26 protein-coding genes are annotated in these 24,376 nt (G+C 72.7%); 13 read left to right on the forward strand and 13 right to left on the reverse strand.

Annotation, left to right across the window (positions count from 1 at the left end; genetic code table 11):
• Window positions 1–825 carry a hypothetical protein gene (locus ACFWRV_RS09615; RefSeq protein WP_384330772.1) on the reverse strand — a complete coding sequence of 275 codons (825 nt, stop codon included), beginning with the start codon at window positions 823–825 and terminating at the stop codon, window positions 1–3.
• A 49-nt stretch (window positions 826–874) separates the two neighbouring features.
• Window positions 875–1,450, reverse strand: a complete 576-nt coding sequence (locus ACFWRV_RS09620) for a hypothetical protein (protein WP_384330774.1) — start codon at window positions 1,448–1,450, stop codon at window positions 875–877.
• Window positions 1,451–1,678: 228 nt separating this feature from the next.
• Here ACFWRV_RS09620 and ACFWRV_RS09625 point away from each other — a divergent pair, with 228 nt between their 5' ends.
• Window positions 1,679–2,137: a hypothetical protein gene (locus ACFWRV_RS09625; RefSeq protein ID WP_384330777.1), complete on the forward strand. Its 459-nt coding sequence runs from the start codon at window positions 1,679–1,681 to the stop codon at window positions 2,135–2,137.
• Window positions 2,138–2,207: 70 nt separating this feature from the next.
• On the opposite strand, the gene ACFWRV_RS09630 is transcribed toward ACFWRV_RS09625, so the two are convergent.
• From ACFWRV_RS09630 to ACFWRV_RS09655, 6 genes are all read right to left on the reverse strand, one after another.
• Window positions 2,208–2,693: a hypothetical protein gene (locus ACFWRV_RS09630; RefSeq protein ID WP_384330780.1), complete on the reverse strand. Its 486-nt coding sequence runs from the start codon at window positions 2,691–2,693 to the stop codon at window positions 2,208–2,210.
• The gene (locus tag ACFWRV_RS09635) at window positions 2,690–3,019 is read right to left on the reverse strand and encodes a hypothetical protein (RefSeq protein WP_384330783.1); all 330 of its coding nucleotides are present in this window, start codon (window positions 3,017–3,019) and stop codon (window positions 2,690–2,692) included. The genes ACFWRV_RS09630 and ACFWRV_RS09635 overlap by 4 nt, the downstream gene beginning before the upstream one ends.
• Before the next feature lie 100 nt (window positions 3,020–3,119).
• Complete coding sequence (gene msrB / locus ACFWRV_RS09640) at window positions 3,120–3,527, reverse strand: peptide-methionine (R)-S-oxide reductase MsrB (protein ID WP_384330786.1); 408 nt, start codon at window positions 3,525–3,527, stop codon at window positions 3,120–3,122.
• Window positions 3,528–3,577: 50 nt separating this feature from the next.
• Window positions 3,578–4,978, reverse strand: a complete 1,401-nt coding sequence (gene murC, locus ACFWRV_RS09645; RefSeq protein ID WP_384330789.1) for a UDP-N-acetylmuramate--L-alanine ligase — start codon at window positions 4,976–4,978, stop codon at window positions 3,578–3,580.
• A gap of 72 nt (window positions 4,979–5,050) precedes the next feature.
• The gene (locus ACFWRV_RS09650; RefSeq protein ID WP_384330792.1) at window positions 5,051–5,503 is read right to left on the reverse strand and encodes an indole-3-glycerol phosphate synthase; all 453 of its coding nucleotides are present in this window, start codon (window positions 5,501–5,503) and stop codon (window positions 5,051–5,053) included.
• Between the two features lie 163 nt (window positions 5,504–5,666).
• Window positions 5,667–6,476 (reverse strand): pyrimidine reductase family protein, encoded by an 810-nt coding sequence (locus tag ACFWRV_RS09655; protein WP_384330795.1) that lies wholly within the window; start codon window positions 6,474–6,476, stop codon window positions 5,667–5,669.
• A 37-nt stretch (window positions 6,477–6,513) separates the two neighbouring features.
• Here ACFWRV_RS09655 and zapE point away from each other — a divergent pair, with 37 nt between their 5' ends.
• From zapE to ACFWRV_RS09675, 4 genes are all read left to right on the forward strand, one after another.
• The gene (gene zapE, locus ACFWRV_RS09660; protein WP_384330798.1) at window positions 6,514–7,608 is read left to right on the forward strand and encodes a cell division protein ZapE; all 1,095 of its coding nucleotides are present in this window, start codon (window positions 6,514–6,516) and stop codon (window positions 7,606–7,608) included.
• 106 nt (window positions 7,609–7,714) lie between these two features.
• Window positions 7,715–8,140, forward strand: coding sequence for an OsmC family protein (locus ACFWRV_RS09665; RefSeq protein ID WP_384330801.1), 426 nt, complete (start codon window positions 7,715–7,717; stop codon window positions 8,138–8,140).
• Window positions 8,141–8,304: 164 nt separating this feature from the next.
• Window positions 8,305–9,678, forward strand: coding sequence for an alkaline phosphatase PhoX (locus tag ACFWRV_RS09670; RefSeq protein ID WP_384330804.1), 1,374 nt, complete (start codon window positions 8,305–8,307; stop codon window positions 9,676–9,678).
• A gap of 95 nt (window positions 9,679–9,773) precedes the next feature.
• A complete protein-coding gene (locus ACFWRV_RS09675; protein ID WP_384330871.1) occupies window positions 9,774–10,640 on the forward strand; it encodes a polysaccharide deacetylase family protein in 867 nt (288 codons plus the stop codon).
• Between the two features lie 67 nt (window positions 10,641–10,707).
• Here the strand turns inward: ACFWRV_RS09675 and ACFWRV_RS09680 are convergent, their stop codons facing one another.
• Both ACFWRV_RS09680 and ACFWRV_RS09685 read right to left on the reverse strand, forming a co-directional pair.
• A complete protein-coding gene (locus ACFWRV_RS09680) occupies window positions 10,708–10,920 on the reverse strand; it encodes a hypothetical protein (RefSeq protein ID WP_384330807.1) in 213 nt (70 codons plus the stop codon).
• A 41-nt stretch (window positions 10,921–10,961) separates the two neighbouring features.
• A complete protein-coding gene (locus tag ACFWRV_RS09685) occupies window positions 10,962–11,636 on the reverse strand; it encodes an AIM24 family protein (RefSeq protein ID WP_384330810.1) in 675 nt (224 codons plus the stop codon).
• A gap of 72 nt (window positions 11,637–11,708) precedes the next feature.
• Between ACFWRV_RS09685 and ACFWRV_RS09690 the strand changes: the two genes are divergently transcribed.
• From ACFWRV_RS09690 to ACFWRV_RS09710, 5 genes are all read left to right on the forward strand, one after another.
• Entirely contained in the window at window positions 11,709–12,437 is a 729-nt protein-coding gene (locus tag ACFWRV_RS09690; RefSeq protein WP_384330813.1) for an aminoacyl-tRNA hydrolase, read from the forward strand.
• Window positions 12,438–12,603: 166 nt separating this feature from the next.
• Entirely contained in the window at window positions 12,604–13,350 is a 747-nt protein-coding gene (locus tag ACFWRV_RS09695; RefSeq protein ID WP_176734541.1) for a DUF4142 domain-containing protein, read from the forward strand.
• A 122-nt stretch (window positions 13,351–13,472) separates the two neighbouring features.
• Window positions 13,473–14,786 (forward strand): DUF692 domain-containing protein, encoded by a 1,314-nt coding sequence (locus tag ACFWRV_RS09700; protein WP_384330816.1) that lies wholly within the window; start codon window positions 13,473–13,475, stop codon window positions 14,784–14,786.
• A gap of 5 nt (window positions 14,787–14,791) precedes the next feature.
• Window positions 14,792–15,823 (forward strand): TIGR04222 domain-containing membrane protein, encoded by a 1,032-nt coding sequence (locus tag ACFWRV_RS09705; RefSeq protein ID WP_384330819.1) that lies wholly within the window; start codon window positions 14,792–14,794, stop codon window positions 15,821–15,823.
• 138 nt (window positions 15,824–15,961) lie between these two features.
• Complete coding sequence (locus ACFWRV_RS09710; protein WP_384330822.1) at window positions 15,962–17,524, forward strand: alpha/beta hydrolase; 1,563 nt, start codon at window positions 15,962–15,964, stop codon at window positions 17,522–17,524.
• A gap of 153 nt (window positions 17,525–17,677) precedes the next feature.
• On the opposite strand, the gene hemQ is transcribed toward ACFWRV_RS09710, so the two are convergent.
• Window positions 17,678–18,406 carry a hydrogen peroxide-dependent heme synthase gene (gene hemQ / locus ACFWRV_RS09715; protein ID WP_384330825.1) on the reverse strand — a complete coding sequence of 243 codons (729 nt, stop codon included), beginning with the start codon at window positions 18,404–18,406 and terminating at the stop codon, window positions 17,678–17,680.
• Between the two features lie 4 nt (window positions 18,407–18,410).
• Window positions 18,411–19,874, reverse strand: a complete 1,464-nt coding sequence (gene hemG / locus ACFWRV_RS09720; RefSeq protein ID WP_384330828.1) for a protoporphyrinogen oxidase — start codon at window positions 19,872–19,874, stop codon at window positions 18,411–18,413.
• A 126-nt stretch (window positions 19,875–20,000) separates the two neighbouring features.
• On the opposite strand from hemG, the gene ACFWRV_RS09725 reads away from it, so the two are divergent.
• Window positions 20,001–20,981, forward strand: a complete 981-nt coding sequence (locus tag ACFWRV_RS09725) for a DUF4349 domain-containing protein (RefSeq protein WP_384330831.1) — start codon at window positions 20,001–20,003, stop codon at window positions 20,979–20,981.
• A 67-nt stretch (window positions 20,982–21,048) separates the two neighbouring features.
• The gene (locus ACFWRV_RS09730; RefSeq protein ID WP_384330834.1) at window positions 21,049–22,437 is read left to right on the forward strand and encodes an FAD-dependent oxidoreductase; all 1,389 of its coding nucleotides are present in this window, start codon (window positions 21,049–21,051) and stop codon (window positions 22,435–22,437) included.
• Window positions 22,438–22,485: 48 nt separating this feature from the next.
• Here the strand turns inward: ACFWRV_RS09730 and hemE are convergent, their stop codons facing one another.
• The gene (gene hemE / locus ACFWRV_RS09735) at window positions 22,486–23,583 is read right to left on the reverse strand and encodes a uroporphyrinogen decarboxylase (RefSeq protein WP_384330837.1); all 1,098 of its coding nucleotides are present in this window, start codon (window positions 23,581–23,583) and stop codon (window positions 22,486–22,488) included.
• Between the two features lie 92 nt (window positions 23,584–23,675).
• On the opposite strand from hemE, the gene ACFWRV_RS09740 reads away from it, so the two are divergent.
• Window positions 23,676–24,335, forward strand: coding sequence for a DUF3000 domain-containing protein (locus tag ACFWRV_RS09740; RefSeq protein WP_384330840.1), 660 nt, complete (start codon window positions 23,676–23,678; stop codon window positions 24,333–24,335).
• Window positions 24,336–24,376: the final 41 nt, after the last annotated feature.

The raw sequence follows: 24,376 nt of genomic DNA on the forward strand, positions 1-24,376 counted from the left end.
TCAGCGGCGGGACGGCTGCCGGCGCTCGATCCGGTCGGGGTCGCCACTGAGCAGGTCGCCGTGGCTGATGGTGAAGTCCCCGTTCGGCAGCGTCTCCCCGTCTCCGTAGTGCCGGCCGATGACGGTGGCGGGGAGGAAATCGCGCAGGCTGTGGCGCACGCCCCCGGAGTACTCGACGGGCGCGCCCCAGTCGGCGGCGGCCTCGTCGGTGGAGAACAGAACCCAGTGGTCCACCGGCACGGCGGCGTCGAGGTCCGGTGCCTTACCGGTGTGGCTGTCCAGGGCCGGCCCGGTCAGACGGTCGGGGTCAAGGGGCTCGTACCACAGCAACAGGGGCTTGGCGCGCCGCGCTTCGGCGTTGTCGAAGCAGCACACGACGATGGTGTGGTCGGGGAAGTGCTCGGCGTAGAAGCGCAGGAGCTCCGGGTCGAGATCGGGGCGCCGGTGCGGCGGCACCTGCGAGAGCGCGGCGGGGACGGCTGTGGGGTCGTCCGCCAGGAGGACCGTGTAGACGTCGTGGTCGAAGACCTGGACGGCCCGCGGTTCCGCACCCATCCACACGATGTCGTCGGCCGCCGCAGCGGCGTCCTGCACGGCGGAGACCATGCGGCGCAGGACGTCACCGGAGCGCCCCGCCGAGAGAAAGTGGCACGGTGTGAGGTGCCTCGTCGGCACGTGCAGCAGCATGGCGTTCGGGCCGTCCGCCAGGTTGACCGCCGTGTTCTGGTAGCCCAGGACATGGATGAGTCCGTGCTCATCGTGGTGTTGGCGCCCGCAGTACAGGATCGTGCCGGAGAACGCCGCCTCACCTGTCGATATGCACATGGCAGCAACGTACCGCCCCGGTCCGGCACCGCGGCATGCGCGGGCCCGGTCACGCCCCCGCGCGGGCCCGGTGCCGTCGGTGGTACGACCACGTCACCGCCGCCAGGAGCGGGCCCCACAGCAGGAGCGGGGCGTAGGAGGCGATGAAGAAGGCTTCACCGGCCGATATGCCGGGGTCCGGCCCGGGGCCCGTCAGCAGGCCGCCGAAGAAGAAGACCCACCACAGGGCCGTGACCGCGAGGGCCCCGAGGGAAGCGGCGAGGACCGCGAGCCCGTGGTCGACCGGGCGTCCGCCGAGGAACGGAATCCCACGCGGGACCACCTCGCCCCAGGGCCGTACCAGGCCGAGGGTGAGGTACGAGGCGAACTCGGCGACCGCGCCGATCAGCAGGACGTAGGCCAGGGCGATCAGCGGGGAGTGGTCGGGGAACGCGGCGAGGAACTCCTCGCGCTCCATCACCCCCACGGGCACGCCGAGCACGAGCGCGACCCGCCACACCCCGGAGGGGACGGTCGACCAGGCCGCGACATGGGCGGCGCGCACCGCCCACCGCGGGGGCGGCGGAACCGGCCGGGCCGGTGGCAGCACGCCGGGAGCGGGCGGGGTGGAATCCGTCGTCGTCATGACCCGAAATCTTTCGCACCGCCCGGCCCGGCACGTCGCACCGCGTGATGATCCCCCTCCGCCGCACGGGGTAGTACGGGCGGCCCCTCCGCACGACGGTGCCCGCACGACGCCGTCGGACGGGCCGCGCGGTCGGGAGCGTCCGGGCCGGGCCGGTACCGTAAGAGGGGTACCGGTACGACTCGTGAGCCTCCTGACGGGCTGCGTGAACCCAGGAGGAGCACCACCATGACGACCAACCGTGGACGCAAGGACGTCATCCGCGACCGGATGGCCGCCACCGGCGAGTCGTACAACGTCGCCGCCCGCAACCTCAAGGCCATGAAGGACACCGCCGCCACCCGCGACGCCGTCCTCGTGCAGCGCTGGACGCCCGCCGACTCCTTCGACGTGCCCTGCCCCTGCGGCGGCACCTGTGAGCCGGGCGAGACCTGCGACCACTGCCACGCCCGCCACCGCCACGTGAAGCGCTACCCGGGCTCCACCACCGAGGTCGAGACCTGGGCCGACCGCTACGAGTGCACCGGCTGCTCCTCCTCGTACACCCTCACCGTCCACCTGGCCGGGCGGCCCTGGGGCGTCGCGGAGACCGTCGTCCAGGGCGGGTCGGCCGAGGAGGTCGTGCAGGCGACCGTCTTCCCGGGGGTCATTCACCCGCTGCTGCGGTCGGACACGGACGCGGTCTGAGACGGGGCTGGGGGGCCGCACGGGAGCGATCAGCACGATCCCGCCGGGTCCAGCGCTGTCCTCTCCGGGCTTATACAGGAACCACATGCACGTCCGGTGGCCGCAGAACCGCCAGATACGCCAGCAGGTCGCCCGGGTCGCTGGTGAAGATCACCGCGCTGCCGTGCCGGGCGGCGGCCAGGGCGACCCATGCGTCCACCACGTCCGGCCTCTTCTTCGTCGGCAGCACCGCCTGCCCGAGCACTGTCCCGATGCGCCGCCAGTCGGTGATGTCCGGGCCGGTCGCACACGCGAGGCACTCCGGGCGACCCGCCTTCGTCTCCCGTATCGGCGGCTCGGAAGACCGGGCCTGCGGCACCGTACAGTCCTTCAGCGCGACGGCCAGAGCGTGGACCAGCGACGGACGCGGGCGCCACACCTGCGCCAGGACGGGACCGAGCACCACAGCGCGGTGCGCGGACGTACGCATTCCCTCGTGGAGAGCGACCGCCTTGGCCTTGCGGTCGGCGAGCGCGATCAGCATGCCCGAGTCGTACACGGGCACTCGTCCGCTCACGCGGCGTGCCCCCGCGTCCGCGCGCCCTGACGGTCGGTGCCGGCCACCAGCGCCAGTGCCGTCTCGACGTCACGCCGCTGCTGTTCGGTCAGCTCTTCAGGGCGTCCCTCCGGCTCCTCGGCGAGGGCACCGGCCTCTGATTCCGCCTGCGCGATCAGCGCGTCCACCCCGGCGAACTGCTCCTCTATGGCGTCGCTCTCCGCCATCTGACGCGTCGCGGCGTGCACCAGATAGGCCGAGAGGTCCATCCCGGCCCGTTCCGCGTGCCGCCTGATCCGCTCCGCCTGCTGCTGGTCGAGGCTGATGCTGATACGCGTCTTGGCCATGCACGTAGCGTATGACGCGTATTACCTCACTTCAAGTCGCCAGTGTCCGGGGTGCGGCGTCGGACCGGCCGCAGCACCCCGGCTCACCGGGATCGCCCGCTCAGCTCTCGTCCGGCGCCAGCGTCAGCGAGATCGAGTTGATGCAGTAACGCTGGTCCGTCGGGGTCGGATAGCCCTCGCCCTTGAAGACGTGGCCCAGGTGCGAGCCGCAGCGGGCGCAGCGCACCTCGGTGCGGACCATGCCGTGGCTGCGGTCCTCGACCACCTCGACCGCGTCGGTGTCCTTCGGGTCGTAGAAGGACGGCCAGCCGCAGTGCGACTCGAACTTGGTGTCGGAGCGGAACAGCTCCGCCCCGCAGGCCCGGCAGGAGTAGAGGCCCGCCGTCTTGGTGTCGGTGTACTCACCCACGAAGGCGGGTTCGGTGCCGGCCTGGCGCAGCACCGCGTACTCGGCGGGGGTCAGCTCTTCCCGCCACTGCTCGTCCGGCTTCTCGACGTCGTACGGCACGGCTTGCTCCTCAGCTCGGCGATATCGTCGCTCGCTCGGTGGCCGGTCGGCTACCGGGCACTCGACAGGTGGTCCAGGATGCGCGGGCCGAGGTCGGTGACGTCGCCCGCTCCCATGGTGAGAACGAGATCGCCGGGCTTCGCCATTCCCGCGACCGCGGCGGGTACGTCGGCCTGGTCGTGGACGGCGGTGACCTCGGCCCCGGCCGCCTTCGCCGCGTCGATGATCAGGGCGCTGGTGATGCCGGGGATCGGGTCCTCGCGGGCCGGGTAGATGTCCAGGACCACGGAGGCGTCGGCCAGCGCGAGGGCCTGGCCCATCTCGGTGCCCAGCTCCTGCGTACGGGAGAACAGGTGCGGCTGGAAGACGACCAGGATGCGGGCGTCGGCGGCCGCGCCGCGCATGGCCTCCAGGTCGGCGGTCATCTCGGTCGGGTGGTGCGCGTACGAGTCGATGACCTGCACGCCCGCCGCCTCGCCCTTGAGCTGGAGGCGGCGCTTGACCCCGGTGTAGCTGCCGAGCGCGGAGGCCAGGTTGTGCGCCGGGATGCCGAGGGCGACGCCGGCGGCGAGCGCGGCGACCGCGTTGTGGGCGTAGTGGCTGCCGGGGACGGAGACGGTGAAGGTGAGGAACTTCCCGTTGAGCAGGACCGTGACCTCGCTGGTCAGGCCGCGCGGGGTGACCTTGTGGACGCGGACGTCGGCGTTCTCGGCGGAGCCGTAGGTGACGACCTTGAGGTCGGAGAGGTCCCGGACCCGGCGGGTCAGCTCGACCGCGCCGGGCTGGTCGGCGGAGACGACCAGGGTGCCGCCGGGGACGACCTTGCCGACGAACGTCTCGAAGGAGTCGTAGATCTCGTCCATCGAGGCGTAGTTCGCGTGGTGGTCCAGCTCGACGTTGAGGACGATCGCGACCTCGGGGTCGTACTTCTGGAAGCTGCGGTCGCTCTCGTCCGCCTCCGCGACGAAGATGTCCCCCTCGCCGTGCGTGGCGTTGGTGCCGGGGCCCTCCAGGTCGCCGCCGATGGCGTACGAGGGGGCCAGGCTCAGCGAGGAGAGGGCGACGGCCAGCATGGAGGTGGTGGTCGTCTTGCCGTGGGTACCCGCCACCGCGATGGCCCGCAGGCCGTTCATCAGGGAGGCCAGGGCGTCCGAGCGGTGGACGACCGGGACGGCCAGCTCGTTCGCCCGGAGCAGCTCCGGGTTGTCGGCGCGGATGGCGCTGGAGACGACCACGCAGGACGCGTCCTCGGCCAGGTGCCGGGCCTCGTGCCCGATGTGCACGGTCGCCCCCAGCGCCCGCAGCGACTCGACCGTGGCGGACTCCTTGGCGTCGCTGCCCGCCACCTTCGCTCCGCGCTGGGCGAGGATCTTCGCGATGCCCGACATTCCGGCGCCGCCGATGCCGATGAAGTGGGGTCGTTCCATGGCGGCGGGAATGCCGGGTGCCATCTGTGCTCCTGCGGTCGTGGTTCGGGTTCCGAGTGGGCGGCCGAGGGCCAGCCCGGACCGCGCGGCTTCAGCCTATTCGCTGTGCGCGAAGAGCTTGAGCACCGGGACGCCCACCTTGTGCCGGGCCCGGGAGGCCCAGTCGCGGTGGAAGAACTCCTCCACGTAGTGCGGGGCGGTCAGGACGATGACCTCGTCCGCGCCCGCCTCCTCGACGACGGTCGTCAGTTTGTCCAGGGGGTGATCCTCGATCACCTGTCCGACGGCTTCGGAGCCGGCCTGGCGCAGGGCCCGCAGGGAGTATTCGAGGCCGATCTCGGCGGTTTCGCGGGCCTCGCTGCCCTCCGGCTCCTCGCCCTCGCGGACCGCTTCCTTCAGTTCCCCCATCGCCACGTCGTCGATCGCGCGCAGCAGGACATCGGCCTGGTCACCGCGCGGCTGCAACAGAACGACGAACGAGATCCGCTCCTCGCCGTGGAGGGTGGTGACGAAATCCACGTCCTCGGGAGTGAGCGGCTTCTCGATCATCAAAACGCTTGTGAACACGACAGGCGCCCTTCCGCTTCTTCGTCTCGTCGACTGCCGGCTCGACCGTCGACGGTCGTTTGCTGAAACCATCCTTCCCCGTGCTTCCACGGGGTCTGCAGGGGTAAGTGTGCCCAGCCGAAGCTAAGCGGAACGGTAAATTCCGCTAACTGTCAGTCCGACGGTACCGAGTGAAGAGGAACCCGGCCTCCTCCAGCAGCGATGCGAGGAAAAAACGTTCCGGCACCGCGACCCCGGGACCCCCGGCGATGCGCTGAGCGTCACCCGCTGTGAGCATCGGGGAGATCGTCAGGCAGAGCTCGTCCAGCACGCCGGCCGCCACGAACTGGCCGAGCAGCCGGGGTCCGCCCTCGGTGAGCTGCCGCCGCAGCCCCCGGTCGGCCAGCTCCCGCACCACCCGGACCGGGTCCACCCGGGCGCCCTCGCCCGCGATCACCACCTCGGCCCCGGCCTTCCGGGCCGCCTCGATCCGGTCGGCGGGGGCCCCGGCGCCGGTCATCACGAGCGTCGGGACGAGCGGCTCGGTGAACAGCGGCAGCGAGAAGTCCAGGTCCATCGAGCCGGTCACCACCGCGACGGCGGGCGCGGGCCCCTGCCCGGCGGCCGCCCGGCGCGCGGCGAACGCCTCCCGGGCGCGGGCCGGACGGTACCCCTCCAGGCGTACGGTCTCGGCCCCGGCGATCACCACGTCGGCCAGGCCCCGCAGGGTGCCGAAGATCCGCATGTCGGAGGCGCAGGAGATGCCCTGGGAGCGGCCGTCGTGCTGGGCCGCCCCGTCGAGGGTGGAGACCATGTTGGCGCGCAGCCAGGGGGTCCCGGCGGGGAGGCCGACGGGGTAGGCGTACGCCTCCGCCAGCTCGTCGAGGCTCCACTCGCGGTCGGTGAGCGGCCCGTTCGGGTGCTCCCCTCCCGAAGCGCTCTTTGTCAGGTCCGTCACAGGGAACAGGCTTCGCATGGGTTGCAGTCTGGCATGGGCCTTAGGGTGGCTGGTCGTGTCGTCATCCACCGCGTTTCCGGGGCCGAGCCCCCTTGCCGAAACGGCCCCGCTGTCCCTGTGCGCCCGCGAGCCGCACGTCCCCGCAGACCGTCTGGTCGCCGAGATGGTGCCCCCGCCGCGCTTCGATTCGGTGCGCTTCGACACGTACGTACCCGATCCGAACCAGCCCAGCCAGAGCGAGGCGGTGACGGTCCTCGCGGGCTTCGCCGCCGGGCTCGGCGGCGCGCACGCGACAGGTTCCGGCCGCCGCAAGTGGTTCGGGAGCAAGAAGCCGGCCGCTCCGGCCGGGCCGCGCGGCGTCTACCTCGACGGCGGCTACGGCGTCGGCAAGACCCACCTGCTGGCCTCCCTCTGGCACGCCACGCCCGCGGAGCCGTCGCTGAAGGCGTTCGGCACGTTCGTGGAGCTGACCAACCTGGTGGGCGCGCTGGGCTTCCAGCAGACCGTGGCCACGCTCAGCGGTCACCGCCTCCTGTGCATCGACGAGTTCGAGCTGGACGATCCCGGCGACACGGTGCTGGTGTCCTCGCTGCTCAGCCGGCTCGTGGAGGCCGGGGTGGCGCTCGCCGCGACCTCGAACACGCTGCCGGGCAAGCTCGGCGAGGGCCGGTTCGCCGCCGCCGACTTCCTGCGCGAGATCCAGGGCCTGTCCGCGCATTTCCGCCCGCTGCGCATCGACGGCGAGGACTACCGGCACCGGGGTCTGCCCGAGGCCCCGCCGCCGTACACCGACGAGCAGGTCACCCGGGCCGCGTACGCCACGCCGGGCGCGTCGCTGGACGACTTCCCGGGGCTGCTGGATCACCTGGCGAAGGTGCACCCGAGCCGGTACGGCGCGCTGACCGACGAGCTGGGCGCGGTCTGCCTGACCGGAGTGACGGCGGTGCCCGACCAGTCGACCGCGTTGCGCCTGGTGGTGCTGGCCGACCGGCTGTACGACCGGGAGGTCCCGGTGCTCGCCTCCGGGCTGCCGTTCGACCAGCTCTTCAGCGACGAGATGCTGAACGGGGGGTACCGGAAGAAGTACTTCCGGGCGATCTCCCGGCTGACGGCGCTGGCACGTGACGCGAAGGGGCTGGTGGCGCAGTAGGTTCGGGGGCGTAACGCGACCGGGGGCGCGGCGCACGACGGCGTGCGCGTGCCTCGTACGTCCCGTTGTCCCGTACAACCGCGCACACCGTTCGAAGGGATCCAGCATGGCTACCACGCGTCAGGCGCACACGGTCTGGGAAGGCAACCTGATCGAGGGCAAGGGGGTCGTCTCCCTCGACTCCTCCGGCATCGGTGAGTACCAGGTCTCCTGGCCGTCCCGCTCCGAGGCGGCGAACGGCAAGACCAGCCCGGAGGAGCTGATCGCGGCCGCGCACTCCAGCTGCTTCTCGATGGCGCTCTCCCACGGCCTCGCGGGCGCCGGCACCCCGCCCACCAAGCTGGAGACGAAGGCCGAGGTCACCTTCCAGCCCGGCACCGGCATCACCGGCATCCACCTCACGGTCGAGGGCACGGTCCCCGGTCTCGACGAGGATGCCTTCGTGAAGGCCGCCGAGGACGCCAAGGCCAACTGCCCGGTCAGCCAGGCGCTGACGGGCACGACGATCACGCTGTCGGCCTCGCTGGCCTGACCGTCGGCGTACGGCCGGCCTGACCGTCGGCGTACGGCTGCTCCCAACAGGGACGTCCCAGCAGCAACACGAGGCGCGGGGGGTGCGCATGGTTCCCCCCGCGCCTCTGTGCGTGCTACACACGTGCGGGTCACTTCACCTGTCCGCCAACAGGGAGTCACCTCATGTCAACCGCACCCCGCCCCACCGCAACCCGACGTCAGGTCCTGGCAGGCAGCGGCGCAGCCGCCGCGATCGCCTTCACGGGGGCCTTCTCCGAACTCTTCGCGGGCACGGCAGCCGCGCGCGGCCACGACGGCTACGGCCCCCTCGTCCCCGATCCGGACGGTCTGCTCGACCTGCCGAAAGGATTCCGCTACCGGGTGCTGTCCCGGGAGGGCGAGCCGCTGCGCTCCGGTGAGGGCCGGGTGCCGGGCAACCACGACGGCATGGCCGCTCTGCCCGGCCGCCACGGCCGGGTCCACCTCGTCCGCAATCACGAGAACCGGCACACGGCCGAGATCGGCGTGCCGACGATTCCGGGGCTGACGTACGACCCGGCGGCCAAGGGCGGCTGTACGTCGCTGGAGCTGGACGGCCGCAACAAGGTGCTCGGCGAGCGCGTCGCCATCGCCGGCACGGCGGTCAACTGCGCGGGCGGGCCCACCCCCTGGCGCACCTGGCTGACCTGCGAGGAGAACGAGGACAAGGCCGGGACCAACGGGTACACCAAGGACCACGGCTTCATCTTCGAGGTGGACGGCGCCGATCCGCGCCGCACCGGGGCCGTCCCGCTCACCGCGATGGGCCGCTTCCAGCACGAGGCGATCGCCGTCGACCCGAAGTCCGGGATCGTGTACGAGACGGAGGACGCGTTCGACAAGCCGTTCGGGCTCTTCTACCGCTTCCTGCCCGAGAAGCCGCTCGGCGGCACCGGTTCGCTCCGGGCGGGCGGGGCGCTGGAGGCGATGCGGGTGCCGGGCGTGCCCGACCTCTCCGTCGTCCAGGAGACCGGCACGAGCTTCGACCGGATCGAGTGGGTGCCCGTACCGGATCCGCTGGCGGCCGAGACCCCGATCCGGCTCCAGGACTTCGGCTCGAAGGGCATCACGCACGCCCAGAAGCTGGAGGGGTGCTACTGGGGCGGCTCGTCCGTCTACTTCGTCTCCAGCTTCGCCCACCGCGACGAGGGCTCGGCGGCCGACCACTACGGGCAGGTGTGGCGCTACGAGCCGAAGAAGCGGCGGCTGACCCTGGTGGTGATCTTCGGCCCGGACACCGACATCCAGCTGCCCGGCGAGTCCCCCGACAACATCTGCCTGGCGGCCGACGGCGGGCTGATGGTCTGCGAGGACGGCGGCGGCGCGCAGCACGTGCTCGGGGTGACCCGGCGCGGCGAGGTGTACACGATGGCGCGCGGGCGGCAGAACATCGGGACGCCCGAGGAGCCGGAGTGGGGCGAGTTCGCGGGGGTCACGTTCTCGCCGGACGGCTCGACGATGTACGTGAACTGCTACACGCCGGGGACGACGTTCGCGGTGACGGGGCCGTGGTGCTGAGGTAGTCGCCGCCACGGGACGGGCGCCGGAGCGCCGTCGACACATATGACCGTATTGTCAGATATTTTCCGTGAGTGATCACTACTGCGCGGACGATGCGGGCGAGGCGGACGACGACGGCCCTGACGGTGGCGGGGGTGCTGACGGGTAGCGCTCTGACCGGGTGCGGGGGCCCCGCCCCCGCACCCGGTCCCCCGCCCACGGCTCCCGCTTCGGCTTCCGCCGCTCCCGACAAGCCGCCCACCATGGCCCCCGGCCCGGCGGGCCGCACCCCGGTCTTCGAGCGGAGACCGACGGGCGGGAACGCCTCGGGCACCGCCGCGGAGAAGGTCGTGGCGCTCACGTTCGACGCGGACATGACGGCCGATCAGGGCCCCCGGGCAGCCTCCGGCGAGCGGTTCGACAACCCGGAACTGGTCGCGCTGCTGCGCCGGCTGAAGGTGCCCTCCACCGTCTTCATGACCGGGCGCTGGGCCGAGGAGTACCCGGCGCAGGCGAAGGCCATCGGCGCCGATCCCCTGTTCGAGGTCGCCAACCACTCCTACAGCCACCACGCCTTCAGCGCCCCCTGTTACGGCCTGCCGGTGGTCGGGAAGACCGCGATGACCCGCGACGTCGAACGTGCCTTCACGGCGTTCCGGAAGGCAGGAGTGCGCAACGTGGTGCCGTACTTCCGCTTCCCCGGCGGCTGCTACGACGACACGGCGCTGCGTGCGCTGGCCCCGGCGAACGTGACGGCCGTGCAGTGGGACGTGGTCAGCGGCGACGCCTTCGCCACGGACGCGGACGCGGTGGCCGAGCAGGTGCTGGACGGGGTGCGGCCGGGGTCGCTCGTGGTGATGCACTGCACCCGCAGCGCCGCCCCCGCCACCGAGGCCGCGGTACGCCGGATCGTGCCGGAGCTGCGCGAGCGCGGCTACCGCCTGGTGAAGGTGTCGGAGCTGATGGAGGACAGCGCCTGAGCACGGGCGTGGGCGGCAGGCAAGCAGACAGACAGGCAGGCAGGCAGGCCGGTCGCGGAGCAGGCCGTCAGCCCGAGCAGGCCGTGCGGCCCGCCTCCTGCCAGGCGCAGACCGGACAGAGCGTGGCGCCCTTCGTGGCCGCCGGGTACTCGGTCGGCTCGCGGCACAGCACGCACTCGGCGTACGAATGCCCCTCGGCCGCGCCGCCCGGCGCCGCCGGTCCGGCCGGTGCGATCGGCCCCGGGGTCGCGCAGTACGCCTCGTCCCTGTCCTTTTCCACATCCACGAGCCTACTCACCGCGTCGGGCGGCGGGTCCGGGCTCAGTTGGAGGTCTTCTCGGGCCTGGCCTCGCTGGGCCGCACGATGACGAAGCCCTCGCCCTGGAGCACCAGCTGCACGGCCTCGCCGGATCCGCCGCGCACCATCGAGCCGACGCTCTGGGAGCGGTTCAGGCTGGTCGTGAGCTGCTGGCTCCAGCCGACGACCGCGTCCGTGTCCACGGACACCGGCTGGGCGGCCGTCACGGGGATCACGATCGGGGTGCCCTCGCACATCAGGCCGAGCTTGCCGTAGCCCGTGAAGACGCTGTTGAAGAGGCCGCCGCCGACCATTCCGGCGCCCTTCACGGTCTTGATCTCGTAGGAGAGCGTGGGGTCGAAGCACAGGACGTTACGGCCGTTGATGGTGATCGAGTCACCCTGGTCCAGCTCCACGATGAAGCAGTTCGCCGCCTCATGCGCGAACCACGCCTCGCCCTGGCCCCGGACGGCCATCAGCGCCAGGCCCTCGCCGGTGACGGCACGCTTGAGCATGCCGCCGATGCCCTGGCCCTTGCGCTCGAACTGGAGGTTGCCGCGGAAGGCGATCATCGAGCCCTGGCGGGCGTGCATCTCCCCGTTGACGGCGTACTTGATCGACTTGGCGTTCTGCAGCGACATGCCGGGGGCGCTTGCCTGCTGGGCCATGTGCTCGCTGGAAAAGAGATCGCTCTTCATGGGGAGCATCCTCACCCGGACCCGTTCGTTCCGCCAAGCGGGTGACCAGCCACCGCCTGGCAGACTGGGACGGTGAGCAGCGACGACACCCCCCAGAGCCCCTTCCACAACGGTCCGACCGACCGGGACGAAGCCCCGCAGTACGTGCTCCCGCTCGTGGTGCACCTGGAGAAGACGGACCCGCCCGCCCGAACGGACGCCCTGCGCACCGCCGCCCGCGCGGTGCTCACGATCCTGTCCGACGAGCGGTCCCTCGGCGAGGGCGCGTGGGCCGGGGCGATGCGGGACTGGGAGGACGCCCGGATCCGCAAGGTGGTGCGCCGGGCGCGCGGCGCGGAGTGGCGCAAGGCCGCGGCGCTGGACGGCATCACGGTGACGGGCGAGGACGGCGCGGAGGTACGGGTGTTCCCGCCGATCCCGCTGGACGGCTGGCCCAAGGAGCTGGCCAAACTCCAGGTGTCGGGCACCGAGCTGGACGACCCCGGGCCGCCCGCCGCCCCGGACCCGGAGGGCCCGGTGCTGTGGCTCAGCCCGGAGCTGGAGATGTCGGCGGGCAAGACGATGGCGCAGGTCGGCCACGGCGCCCAGCTGGCCTGGTGGGAGCTGTCCGACACCGAGCGCAAGGCCTGGCGCGAGGCGGGGTTCCCGCTCTCCGTGGCCACGGCCGCCCCGGAGCACTGGCGGGAGCTGACCGCGAGCGGCCTGCCCGTGGTGCGCGACGCGGGGTTCACGGAGATCGCGCCGAGCTCCCGCACGGTGATCGCCGACCACCCGGCGCTGCGCCGCCGGCCGGAAAGGTGACCTGGAACCGATCGCCCGCGCGCTGAGTGTTTCTGCCTCCCTTTCCGTATCTCCCGGTACTGCCCCACCGGCGTTACCGCCAAGTAGCCTGCACAGCCAGTCGCTTGGCGGTTGATCGACGCCCGTCCGATCGACGCTGTCACGCCTCGTCCCGGGAGACACCTTGTTGCGACGCATCAACGGAACGGCCCTCATCATCGCGGCACTGGTCGCCACACTCGGCGCGATCGCGTTCCCCGTCTGGTCCTACGCGGACCGCTCGGGCACCGGCGAGGCGAACCTGAACGCCTCCAGCGTCGCCACCCAGTGGGGCCCGCTCTCCGCGACCGACCGGGACTTCCTGGTCAAGGTGCGGCTCGCCGGACTGTGGGAGCTGCCCGCCGGGCAGCAGGCGATCGAACGGGCGCCCAGTGAGGCGACGAAGGCCGCCGGGGACCATCTGGTCGTCGGGCACACGGACCTGGACCGGCGGGCCCGGGACGTGGCCGCGAAGCTCGGGGTGGAGCTGCCCAACCAGCCGACCGCCCAGCAGCAGGAGTGGCTGCGGGAGCTGACGGCGGCGAGCGGGGACGCGTACGAGCGGAAGTTCGCCAATATCCTGCGGGCCGCCCACGGCAAGGTCTTCGGCCTGATCGGCCAGGTCCGCCACACCACCCGGAACACGCTGATCCGGCAGCTGGCGAGCGACGCCAACCAGACCGTGCTGGACCACATCACCATGCTGGAGGCCACCGGGTTCGTCGACTTCGACGCGCTGGCGCGCGAGGCGGCGAGCGGGTCGACGGCCAGTCCCTCGGGCCCGTCGATGCCCCGGGACGGGCAGGCCCCCCTGGCCCCGGTACCCGCGACTCCGACCGGCGACCAGTCCTTCACCTCACGCCCGGTGCCGCCCACGATGATGCCGATGCCGTAACGGCGGCGGCGGTCACGGAACCTCAAATGAAGCTCTGAACGTCCCCCCGGTCGGGTTCATCGCCGCGCGTCGGGGCCATGACCCCTGGACAGAACGAGGTGAGCAGGGGGACGGGGGGCACCATGGAACTGGGCATCGGTATCGGTTGGCGGCCGGAGATCGCGGCCGAGGTGGAGGCGCTGAGCGGGATCGACTGGGTCGAGGCGGTCGCGGAGAACCTCTGCGCCGACCATCTCCCGGACTCGCTGGTACGGCTCCGGGAGCGCGGCGTGACCGTCGTGCCGCACGGGGTGGCACTCGGGCTCGGCGGCGCGGACCGGCCCGACCTCGGTCGCCTCGCCGGCCTCGCGGCGCGCGCCGAACTGCTGGGGACGCCGCTCGTGACCGAGCACATCGCGTTCGTACGGGCCGGGGGGCCGCTGACCGCCTCGCCGAGGCTGGAGGCGGGGCATCTGCTGCCGGTGCCCCGCACCTGGGACGCGCTGGACGTGCTGTGCGAGAACGTGCGGATCGCGCAGGACTCACTGCCGGTGCCGCTGGCGCTGGAGAACATCGCGGCGCTGATCTCCTGGCCGGACGAGGAGCTGACCGAGGGGCAGTTCCTGGCGGAGCTGGTCGAGCGGACCGGGGTGCGGCTGCTGATCGACGTGGCCAATCTGCACACCAACCACGTCAACCTGGGCCAGGACCCGGCGAAGGCACTGGACGAGCTGCCGGTGGAGGCCATCGCGTACGTCCATGTGGCGGGCGGGGTCGAGAAGAACGGCGTCTGGCACGACACGCACGCCCACCCGGTGTCCGCCCCCGTCCTGGAGGTGCTGGCCGAGCTGCGCTCCCGGGTCGACCCGCCGGGCGTGCTGCTGGAGCGGGACGACGCCTTCCCGCCGGCCGCGGAGCTGGCGGGCGAACTGGACGCGATCCGGGCGACGCTACGGCAGGCGGCTCCCCCGGCGGACCCGGCCCCCGCGCCCGACGACGCCGCAGCCGCCGGACCCCGTAAGGCAGCGGCGGCCGTCCCCGTGCCGGCCGGGACCCGTGACCGTACCGCCGTCGCGCAGACCGCGCTGCTCTCCGCTCTCGTGGCCGGAACGCCGGCCCCCGAGGGCTTCGACCACCGGCGGCTGCGGGTGCAGAGCCGGGCGTTGGCCGCCAAGCGCGCGGACGTCGTCGCGAAGGTCGCGCCGGAGCTGCCGGAGATCCTCGGCGACGGCTACCGCGCCGCGTTCCTGGCGTACGCCGGGAGCCGTCCGATGTCCGGCGGCTACCGGCGCGACGCCCTGGACTTCGCTGAGCACGTGCTCATCACGGGCGGGCCCACCGATCCGGCGGCGCGACGCCGGCTGACGTACTGGTGGCGGGACCGGGCGGGCGCCAGGCCGCCACGCCGTACCACCCGTCTGGTCCGGGCGGCCCGTGCCGCCCTCGTGGGGAAGTGACCGCTGTGAACGTTCTCGCTCTGCTGGCGACCCTCGCGGTCGTCCTCTCGTCGGTGCTGCTCGTCGTCAGGGCGGTGGCCGAACGGTCCCGCCGCCCCTCCGCGAGCCCCCGCCCCGAACTCCACGACCTGTACGAGGTCGCGTTCCTGAACGGCGGTCCGGCCCGGGTCGTGGACACCGCCCTGACCGCGCTCCACGCGGACGGCCGGGTGCTCATCGGCGGTCCCGGCATCATCTCCGTACGGCATCCGCGGGCGAACGACCCGGTGGAGCGTGCGGTGCTCCAGGAGCTGGCCGCCGCGCCGAACGGCGCCCTGCACGTCCTGCGGGAAAGAGTGATGCGGCACCCGGCGGTCCAGGAGACCGGCGACGGACTCGCGGCGCGCGGGCTGCTCGTACCGCCCCATCGGATCCGCCCGCTGCGCAGGTGGGGGCTGATCCAGGGGGTGGCGTGCCTGGTAGCGCTGCCCTTGAGCCTGGTGCTCACGTTCATCCAGTACGCCCTGGACGACTCCCTGGACTTCCCGGTCCCGTTCATCGTGAAGATGCTGCCCGCGATCCTGATCGGCGGATTCAGCGGGCTGATCGTCGCGGCCTCCTCCGCGAGCCGCATCACGAAGTCGGGCCGCCGCGCCGCCCTGGCCTTCCGCACCGCCTACGCCCATGTGGTGACCCCCTCCCATCTGGTCGCCACCCGGGGACTGCGCGCCCTGCCGGACCCGGCGCTCGGGGAGCAACTGGTCGCGGCGGCACGGCTGAGCGCTCCGCGCCGCCGGTCCTCCGCGCCCGTCGCCGGGTCCATGGCGACGGGAGCCACCGCCTTCGCCGCCACGACGGTCTGGTGCGCCGCCTCCGGCCCCGGCGGCTCCAGTTGCGGAGGGTCGACCGGGGGCGGTTCCGGATCGAGCTGCGGCGGCGGGTCCGGGTGCTCCTCGGGCTCCGGGTGCGGCGGCAGCAGCGGAGGCGGCGGCGGCGGGTCCAGCTGTGGGGGCGGGGGCGGCGGAGGCGGGGGCGGAGGCTGCGGCGGCGGGTCCTGAACCGAGCGAACCGGGCTGCGCGGCACCGTGGTTGACCGCCCATCAGGGTGGTCCTCCCGGACATGCCGGGGCGGGGCTGGACATCGGCGCCCGCTCGCCCGACCATGCCTCTCCGCATCCGCAGAGAGGCCCCCGCGCGTGAGAACTGCTGCGCTCTACACATCGATCGGCTCCCTGGTCCTGTCCGCCTTGGCCGCCGCTCCCGCGGGGGCCTGGGAGCGCCCGGGATCCGCCGAGGACCGGGGCACCGCGATCGCCGCCGCGCGTGCCACCGCCGCCGGGATCGACTTCGTCTCCTGCCCCGAGGAGGAGATGCTCCCGGACTCGTTGAAGTGCGGCACGGTGAAGGTGCCCCTGGACTACGCGAAGCCGGACGGGCGGCAGCTCGAACTGACCGTCAGCCGCACGCCCGCCACCGGTCCGGCCGAGGAGCGGCAGGGCGCCTTCGTCTACAACCCGGGCGGGCCCGGCGCGTCCAGCGTCACCTTCCCGCTCGCCGGGGAGTTGCCGGAGTGGAAGGAGATCGCCGAGGCGTACGACCTGGTCGGCTACGCCCCGCGCGGCGTCAACGGCTCCTCCGCCCCGCTGAGCTGCCAGGACCCCGCCGCGTACACGAAGGGCCCGACCGAGGCGCCGACGCACCCGACGCGGGAGTACAAGGAGCGGCGCGTCGCCCGTGCGAAGGCGTACGCGCAGGGGTGCGCGGAGCACGCGGGCGAGACCCTGCGGCACTACACCTCGCTGAACAACGCCCGGGACCTGGACGTCCTGCGGGCCGCGCTCGGTGAGCCGCGCCTGACGTTCATGGGCGCGTCGTACGGGACGTACTTCGGGGCGCTGTACGCGACGCTGTTCCCCTCCCACGTACGGCGCATGGTCTTCGACTCGGCGGTCGATCCGGACCCGGAGCAGATCTGGTACCGCTCCAACATGGGCCAGTCGCTGGCCTTCGAGGCGCGCTGGGAGGACTTCCGCCGCTGGGTGGCCAAGCACGACGACGTGTACCGCCTGGGGACCACCCCGGAGGCGGTGCAGAAGGCCTACGACGAGGTGCGCGCCGAGCTGGCGGTGAAGCCGGCGGGCGGCAAGGTCGGACCGGGGCAGCTGCACTCGGCGTTCCTGGGGGCGGGGTACTACGACGACTACTGGGCGATGCGGGCGACGGCCCTGTCGGAGTACGTCCGGGGCAACCCGGAGCCGCTGGTCGCGCAGGCCTCCCCGCGTGCGGTGGCGGCGAAGGACAACGAGAACGCCCAGGCGGTGTACACGGCCGTCGAGTGCAACGACGCGTCCTGGCCGGAGGACTTCGAGGTGTGGGACCGCGACCACACGGAGCTGGCGCGCGTCGCGCCGTTCGAGGCCTGGGACAACGCCTTCACCAATCTGCCGTGCGCGTTCTGGCCCGCGCCCCGGCAGCGGCCGGTGGACGTCCGGGTGGGGTGGGGCGAACTGCCGCCGGTGCTGATCCTCGCGGCGGAGCGGGACGCGGCGACCCCGTACCAGGGGGCGCTGGAGCTGCGGAAGCGGCTGCCCGGGTCCTCGCTGGTGACCGAACGGGACGCGGGGACGCACGGCATCGGCGGGGCCGGGAACGCCTGCGTCGACGACCATCTGCGCCGGTACCTGCTGACCGGCGAGGTGCCGGGGCGGGGTGCGGACTGCGCCGCGCACCCGGAGCCCAACCCGGTCTCGCTGGACTGACGTCGCGGGCGTACGGAGCGGGGGCCGCCGCACCTTCACGGTGCGACGGCCCCCGAAGCCGAACCCGGTGTCGCTGGAGAGGCGGGCGGCACGGTCGGTGCCCGGTGCCCGTCCCTCTGATCTTCCGGGTTGGGGTGGTGCGGGACTCGCTGGTTATGCGAGCCCGGCCACCAGGTCTGCGACGCTCTTCCTGCGGCCCGTGTAGAACGGGACCTCCTCGCGCACGTGGAGCCGTGCCTCGGAGGCGCGCAGGTGACGCATCAGGTCGACGATGCGGTACAGCTCGTCCGCCTCGAAGGCGAGGATCCACTCGTAGTCGCCCAGCGAGAACGAGGCGACGGTGTTGGCGCGGACGTCCGGGTAGCCCCGGGCCATCTTGCCGTGGTCCGCGAGCATGCGGCGGCGGTCCTCGTCGGGCAGCAGGTACCAGTCGTAGGACCGGACGAAGGGGTAGACGCTGATGTAGTCGCGCGGCGTCTCGTCGGCGAGGAACGCCGGGATGTGCGACTTGTTGAACTCGGCGGGGCGGTGCAGCGCCATGTTCGACCAGACCGGGTCGAGCGCGCGGCCGAGCTTGGTGCGCCGGAAGAGGTTGTACGCCTCCTGGAGCTCGTCCGAGGTCTCGGCGTGCCACCAGATCATGATGTCCGCGTCCGCGCGCAGCCCGGAGAGGTCGTAGGTGCCCCGGACGGTGATGTCCTTCGCCGCGAGCTGGTCGAACAGCTCCTGGACCTCGTCGGCGTGTCCCGCGCGGTCCAGCGGGAGCACGTCGCGCAGTTTGAAGACCGACCACAGGGTGTAGCGGATGACCTCGTTGAGGTCCTTGGCCTTCTTGCCGGCGTTCGGACTCTTGCTTGATGTCACAGTCTCAGGAGCACTCATACGGCTATTGTCCCGCCTCGCTCCCCGTGCCCCGAACCAGGGTCGGCGTGGCGATGATCTCGCTCGCGATCTCGTCGGCCGCGCGATGCGCGCTCGCGACGCAGGCGGGGATGCCGACCCCGTCGTAGACCGCGCCGCAGACCCGCAGCGCGGGCAGCTTGGCGACCTCGTCGCGGATACGGGCGACCCGGGCGAGGTGGCCGACCGGGTACTGCGGCAGGCCGCCGATCCAGCGGGTGACCTCGGTGTCGACGGGCCGGGCGGTGAGGCCGGTGGCGGCGGCGAGGTCGCGCAGGGAGACGGCGACGAGTTCCTCGTCCTCCCGGTGGAGGTGGTCCTCCTCGCCGTACCGGCCGACGGAGGTGCGGAGCACGAACAGGTCGGGGGCGGCGTCGGCGACCCACTGCCACTTGTTGCTGGAGAACGTGGACGCCTTGATCGTGTGCCCGTCGACCGGCGGTACGAGGAAGCCGGAGCGGTCGCGCAACGTCTCGTACCGCTCGATGTCGGTGCGCCGGAAGGCGAGGGTGACCAGGGCCATCGAGGCGTACTCGACGCCGGACAGCTCGGCGGAGGCGGCCGGGGACTCGGCGGCCAGCAGGGTGCCGGCGGACCAGGCGGGGGTGGCCAGGACGATGCCGTCGGCGGCGATGGTCCCGGTGTCGGTGCGGACGGCCCAGCCCGTCTCCGTACGGGTGAGACCGAGGACGGGGGTCTCGGCGAGGATCTCGCCGCCGCCGGCCCGGACGGCGTCGCCCACGGCGGCCGGAAGGGTGCCGATGCCGCCCGCGATGCCCTGGAAGACGGGGCCGGTCTGCTGCCGGGCGGCGGCCCGTTCCTGGATGCGGCGGACGGCGTCCAGCAGCGGGCCCCCCTCCTTCACGGCCTCGAAGAGCTGGGGGACGGCGGCGCGCATCGAGATCCGGTAGGCGTCGCCCGCGTAGACCCCGCCGAGAAGGGGCTCCACCAGCCGGTCCACGACCTCGCGGCCGAGCCGGTCGGCGACGTACGCGCCGACCGCGACGTCGTCGCCGACGGGCGTCGGGGTGAGGTCGCGCTCCTCGGCGATCCGGGCCAGGCCCTCGGGCGACAGCACCTCGCCGAGGACCGCCGGGTCGCCCGGAACGCCCATGACGTGGCCCTTGGGCATGGGGCGCAGCGCGTCGCGCGTCCAGAGCGACGCGGTGGCGGTGGCGGGCGGCTGGAGGCGGTCGGCGAGACCCACCGCCTCGGCCAGGGCGACCGCCTCGGGGCGCCGGGCGAGCATCGACTCGGCCCCCAGGTCGACCTGGACGCCCGCGATCTCGCCGGTCATGAGCTTGCCGCCGAGCCGGTCCGTGGCCTCCAGGAGGGTGACCCGCAGTCCGGTGGCGACCAGGCGGTGGGCGGCCGCCAGGCCGGCGATGCCGCCGCCGACGACGACGACGTGGCCCGGGGGCGTTTCCGCACGCTGTTGAGAACGCTGCATGGGTCCACTCTCTCAAACCCGTACCGCGGCCCGACCGTGACCACTTCGAAACCGGCGGGCGGCAACCCGCGGCGAGGCCGCCGCGTCGAACAGTCACCATCAACCGACTTCCTGGGGGGACCAGTTATGCGTGTGGAGAGCAGAATCGATCGATCCTTCGTCCGGGGGAGGGCCGCGCTCGTCGCCGGGGCGCTCGGCCTCCTGCTCGCCGTCGGCGGCTGCGGGGCGGCGGGCGACGCGTCGGGCGACGGGGCGAAGGCGGCGGACGGAAAGTCCGCGCCGCGCGAGGGGTTCGCGGACGAGAACGGGGCGGCGGCCTCCGCCGCCGAGCAGCAGGCGGACGGGAAGGCGGCCGGGAAGAAGGCGGCGCCGAAGCCCGGGGGCACCCATGTCATCCGTACGGCCACGCTCTCCGTCGAGGTGAAGAGCGTGCCGAAGGCGGTGGCCGCCGCGCGCGGCGTGGCCGAGGGCGCGGGGGGTCTGGTGGCGTCGGAGAACACCGAGCGGCTCGACGACACCTACGAGACCTCGCACCTGGTTCTGCGGGTGCCGCAGGAGCGGTTCCAGGAGGTGCTGCGGGAGCTGTCAGGTTCCGGAAAGCTGCTGTCGCGTGCCTCGAACGCGAAGGACGTCACCGACCAGGTGGTCGACGTGGACAGCCGGATCTCCACCCAGCGCGCGAGCGTGGCGCGGGTGCGGGAGCTGATGGACAAGGCGGAGAAGATCAACGATGTGGTCGCTCTGGAGGGCGAGCTGAGCAGCCGTCAGTCGGACCTGGAGTCGCTGCTGGCGCAGCAGGCGAGCCTGAAGGACCGCACCTCGCTGGCGACGATCACCCTGGACCTGACGCCGCCGGACGCCCCGGGCGACGACGGCGAGAAGGAGGACGACCCCGGTTTCCTGGACGCGCTGGGCGGCGGCTGGGACGCGTTCGTGACGATGCTGCGGTGGATCGCGGTGGCGTTCGGGGCCGCGTTCCCGTTCCTGCTCACCGCCGCCCTGGCCGTGGTGGCCTGGAGGGTGCTGCGGAAGCGCGCGGCGGCCCGTCGTACCGCGCCGGCGGTTGCGGCGCCCGTGGCCGGGAAGGACGGCGCCCCGGCCTCCTGAACCGCTGCGGCGTCGTAGCGTGGGGCCTTGACTCGCCGATGCGGCGAACCGGCGAAAGGGACCCGGCATGGCAGCGGAGCGACTGGTGGTCATCGGCGGTGACGCGGCGGGCATGTCCGCCGCGTCACAGGCCCGCAGGCTGAAGGGGCCGGACGACCTGGAGATCGTCGCCTTCGAGCGCGGGCACTTCACCTCGTACTCCGCGTGCGGCATCCCGTACTGGGTGAGCGGCGACGTCGAGGCCAGGGACGACCTGATCGCCCGCACCCCCGAGGAGCACCGGGAGCGGGACATCGATCTGCGGATGCGGACCGAGGTGACCGAGCTGGACGTGGCCGGGCGGCGGGTGAAGGCGCTGGACCGGGAGAGCGGGCAGACGTACTGGACGGGCTTCGACAAGCTGGTGATCGCCACCGGGGCCCGTCCGGTGCGCCCGGCGCTGCCCGGGATGGACGCGGCCGGGGTGCACGGGGTGCAGACCCTGGACGACGGGCAGGCGCTCCTGGACTCGCTGGACGCCCTGGGTTCCGGGGAGACCCGCCGGGCGGTCGTGGTGGGCGCGGGGTACATCGGCGTCGAGATGGCCGAGGCGATGCTCAAGCGGGGCTTCGAGGTGACCGTCCTCAACCGGGGCGAGCAGCCGATGGCGACGCTCGATGCGGACATGGGGCGGCTCGTCCACGAGGCGATGGACGGGCTGGGCATCACCACGGTCAACGGGGCGGCCGTGACCAAGATCCTCACCGGTCCGGACGGCCGGGTGAGCGAGGTGGCGACGGACGCGGGGACGTATCCGGCGGACGTGGTGGTCCTCGGCATCGGCGTGGAGCCGGAGACGGCGCTCGCGCGCGACGCGGGACTGCCGGTGGGCCCGCACGGCGGACTGCTCACGGACCTGGCGATGCGGGTGGTGGGCCACGAGAACATCTGGGCGGGCGGCGACTGCGTGGAGGTCCTGGACCTGGTGGCGGGCCGCACCCGGCACGTCGCGCTGGGCACCCACGCCAACAAGCACGGCCAGGTGATCGGTTCCAACGTCGGGGGCGGCTACGGCACGTTCCCGGGCGTGGTCGGTACGGCGGTGAGCAAGGTCTGCGACCTGGAGATCGCCCGGACCGGGCTGCGGGAGAAGGACGCCCGCGCGGTCGGGCTGCGCTATGTCACGGCGACGATCGAGTCGACGCAGCGGGCGGGGTACTACCCGGGGGCGAAGCCGATGACGGTGAAGATGATCGCGGAGCTGCGTACGGGCCGGCTGCTCGGGGTGCAGATCGTCGGCCGCGAGGGGTCGGCGAAGCGGGTGGACGTGGCGGCGGTGGCGCTGACGGCCGGGATGACGGTGGAGCAGATGACGGCGCTCGACCTCGGCTACGCCCCGCCGTTCTCGCCGGTCTGGGACCCGGTGCTGGTGGCCGCCCGCAAGACGGTCGCGGCGGTGCGGGGCGCGGGGAGCTGAGCGCACGGGGGCCGGCCTCTCCCGGCCGGCCCCCGTGCGCTCGGCGCTTCAGCGCGCGGTCTGCTCGTGGACGTGACCCACGAGGCGGGTGAGCGCGTCCGGGTCCATGGTCGGCATGACGCCGTGGCCCAGGTTGAAGATGTGGCCCTCGAGCCCGGCGGCGGCGTCCAGCACCTCGCGGGTCTTCTCCTCGACGGCCGGGGTCGGCGCGTACAGCACGGCCGGGTCGAGGTTGCCCTGGAGCGCCTTGCCGGGGCCGACACGGCGGGCGGCCTCGTCCAGCGGGACCCGCCAGTCGACGCCGACGACGTCCGCTCCGGCCTCGCCCATCAGGCCGAGCAGTTCGCCGGTGCCGACGCCGAAGTGGATGCGGGGGACGCCGTAGGGGGCGATGGCGTCGAAGACCTTCGCGGAGGCGGGGAGCACCGCGCGGCGGTAGTCGGCGGGGGCCAGCGCGCCGACCCAGGAGTCGAAGAGCTGGACGGCGGAGGCGCCGGCCTCGATCTGGACCTTGAGGAACGCGCCGGTGATCTCCGCGAGCCGGTCCACGAGGTCGGCCCAGAGCTGCGGGTCGCCGTACATCATGGCCTTGGTGCGCTCGTGGTTGCGCGAGGGGCCGCCCTCGACGAGGTAGCTGGCCAGTGTGAAGGGGGCTCCGGCGAAGCCGATGAGCGGGGTGGCGCCGAGCTCGGCGGTGAGCATCCCGATGGCCTCGGTGACGTACGGGACGTCCTCGGGGGTGAGGTCGCGCAGCCGGGCGAGGTCAGCGCGGGTGCGGATCGGCTGGGCGATGACGGGGCCGACGCCGGGCTTGATGTCGAGGTCGATGCCGATGGCCTTCAGGGGCACGACGATGTCGCTGAAGTAGATCGCGGCGTCGACCTTGTGGCGGCGTACGGGCTGCAGCGTGATCTCGGTGACCAGCTCCGGCATCATGCAGGAGTCGAGCATCGCGATGCCCTCGCGGACCTTCAGGTACTCGGGCAGCGAACGCCCCGCCTGGCGCATGAACCAGACCGGCGTGTGCGGCACCGGTTCGCGCCGGCAGGCCTTCAGGAACGCCGAGTCGTGGGTGGCGTGGCGGACCGCGTCGAGGCTGGCGGAGGTCGTCGTCTGCTGGCCCGAAGGGCTGTCGTTGGCACTCACGCACAGAATCTTCGCACGCAATGCGTAGGAGCCCGGCCCCGCACGGGTGTCTCTCCCTGCGCGAGGCCCGCCTTCCGCCTACTCTTCCCCGCATGGCTCCGGCTCAGGGACAGTTTTCCGATCATTCCGACGGCGTTGACAGCGAGGACCGTGCGGAGGGTCCTTCCGTGCCGCCCGCGTTCCTGGCGGCGGTCGACGCGCTGCGCTCCGCGCGGCTGCGCCCGGAGTTGGAGGTGGAGGCGACCAGGCCGCCCCAGCGCCTCGCTCCGCACGCGTACGCCCTGGAGGCGGCGGTGGTGGACGGCGAGGACGATCTCGCGGACGGCAGACTGGTCCTGCTGCACGACCCCGCGGGGCACGACGCCTGGCAGGGCACGTTCCGGCTGGTGACGCTGGTCCGGGCGGAGCTGGAGCCGGAGATGGCGGCGGACCCGCTGCTCCCGGAGGTGTGCTGGTCCTGGCTGACGGGTGCGCTGGACGCGCGGGGCCTGTCGTACGGAGAGGCCGGGGGGACGGTGACACGCGCCGGATCGCACTACTTCGGTGCGCTGTCCGCGCGCCGTCCGGCGACGCAGATCGAGATCCGCGCCTCGTGGACGCCGCGCGAGGGGCGGGGCGGAGCGCCGGACGCGGCGTCGCACCTGATGGCCTGGGGCGATCTGCTGTGCCAGATCGCGGGACTGCCGCCGTCGGATCCGGCGGACGCGGCGGTGGTGACGCTGCCGCAGCGGCGCGGGCCGCAGGTTTCGTAACACTCCGTCACCCGTATCGCACAAGCGCCGACTCTCTTTTC

Source organism: Streptomyces sp. NPDC058576 (assembly GCF_042718715.1).
Taxonomy (GTDB): Bacteria; Actinomycetota; Actinomycetes; order Streptomycetales; family Streptomycetaceae; genus Streptomyces.

Excerpts from the sequence above, each read along its gene's own strand:
- ACFWRV_RS09615 (WP_384330772.1), bottom strand. The coding sequence starts at position 825 with ATGTGCATATCGACAGGTGAGGCGGCGTTCTCCGGCACGATCCTGTAC.
- ACFWRV_RS09620 (WP_384330774.1), bottom strand. The coding sequence starts at position 1,450 with ATGACGACGACGGATTCCACCCCGCCCGCTCCCGGCGTGCTGCCACCG.
- ACFWRV_RS09625 (WP_384330777.1), top strand. The coding sequence starts at position 1,679 with ATGACGACCAACCGTGGACGCAAGGACGTCATCCGCGACCGGATGGCC.
- ACFWRV_RS09635 (WP_384330783.1), bottom strand. The coding sequence starts at position 3,019 with ATGGCCAAGACGCGTATCAGCATCAGCCTCGACCAGCAGCAGGCGGAG.
- murC (WP_384330789.1), bottom strand. The coding sequence starts at position 4,978 with ATGGCACCCGGCATTCCCGCCGCCATGGAACGACCCCACTTCATCGGC.
- ACFWRV_RS09650 (WP_384330792.1), bottom strand. The coding sequence starts at position 5,503 with ATGATCGAGAAGCCGCTCACTCCCGAGGACGTGGATTTCGTCACCACC.
- ACFWRV_RS09655 (WP_384330795.1), bottom strand. The coding sequence starts at position 6,476 with ATGCGAAGCCTGTTCCCTGTGACGGACCTGACAAAGAGCGCTTCGGGA.
- ACFWRV_RS09665 (WP_384330801.1), top strand. The coding sequence starts at position 7,715 with ATGGCTACCACGCGTCAGGCGCACACGGTCTGGGAAGGCAACCTGATC.
- ACFWRV_RS09670 (WP_384330804.1), top strand. The coding sequence starts at position 8,305 with ATGTCAACCGCACCCCGCCCCACCGCAACCCGACGTCAGGTCCTGGCA.
- ACFWRV_RS09675 (WP_384330871.1), top strand. The coding sequence starts at position 9,774 with ATGCGGGCGAGGCGGACGACGACGGCCCTGACGGTGGCGGGGGTGCTG.
- ACFWRV_RS09685 (WP_384330810.1), bottom strand. The coding sequence starts at position 11,636 with ATGAAGAGCGATCTCTTTTCCAGCGAGCACATGGCCCAGCAGGCAAGC.
- ACFWRV_RS09700 (WP_384330816.1), top strand. The coding sequence starts at position 13,473 with ATGGAACTGGGCATCGGTATCGGTTGGCGGCCGGAGATCGCGGCCGAG.
- hemQ (WP_384330825.1), bottom strand. The coding sequence starts at position 18,406 with ATGAGTGCTCCTGAGACTGTGACATCAAGCAAGAGTCCGAACGCCGGC.
- hemG (WP_384330828.1), bottom strand. The coding sequence starts at position 19,874 with ATGCAGCGTTCTCAACAGCGTGCGGAAACGCCCCCGGGCCACGTCGTC.
- ACFWRV_RS09725 (WP_384330831.1), top strand. The coding sequence starts at position 20,001 with ATGCGTGTGGAGAGCAGAATCGATCGATCCTTCGTCCGGGGGAGGGCC.
- ACFWRV_RS09730 (WP_384330834.1), top strand. The coding sequence starts at position 21,049 with ATGGCAGCGGAGCGACTGGTGGTCATCGGCGGTGACGCGGCGGGCATG.
- ACFWRV_RS09740 (WP_384330840.1), top strand. The coding sequence starts at position 23,676 with ATGGCTCCGGCTCAGGGACAGTTTTCCGATCATTCCGACGGCGTTGAC.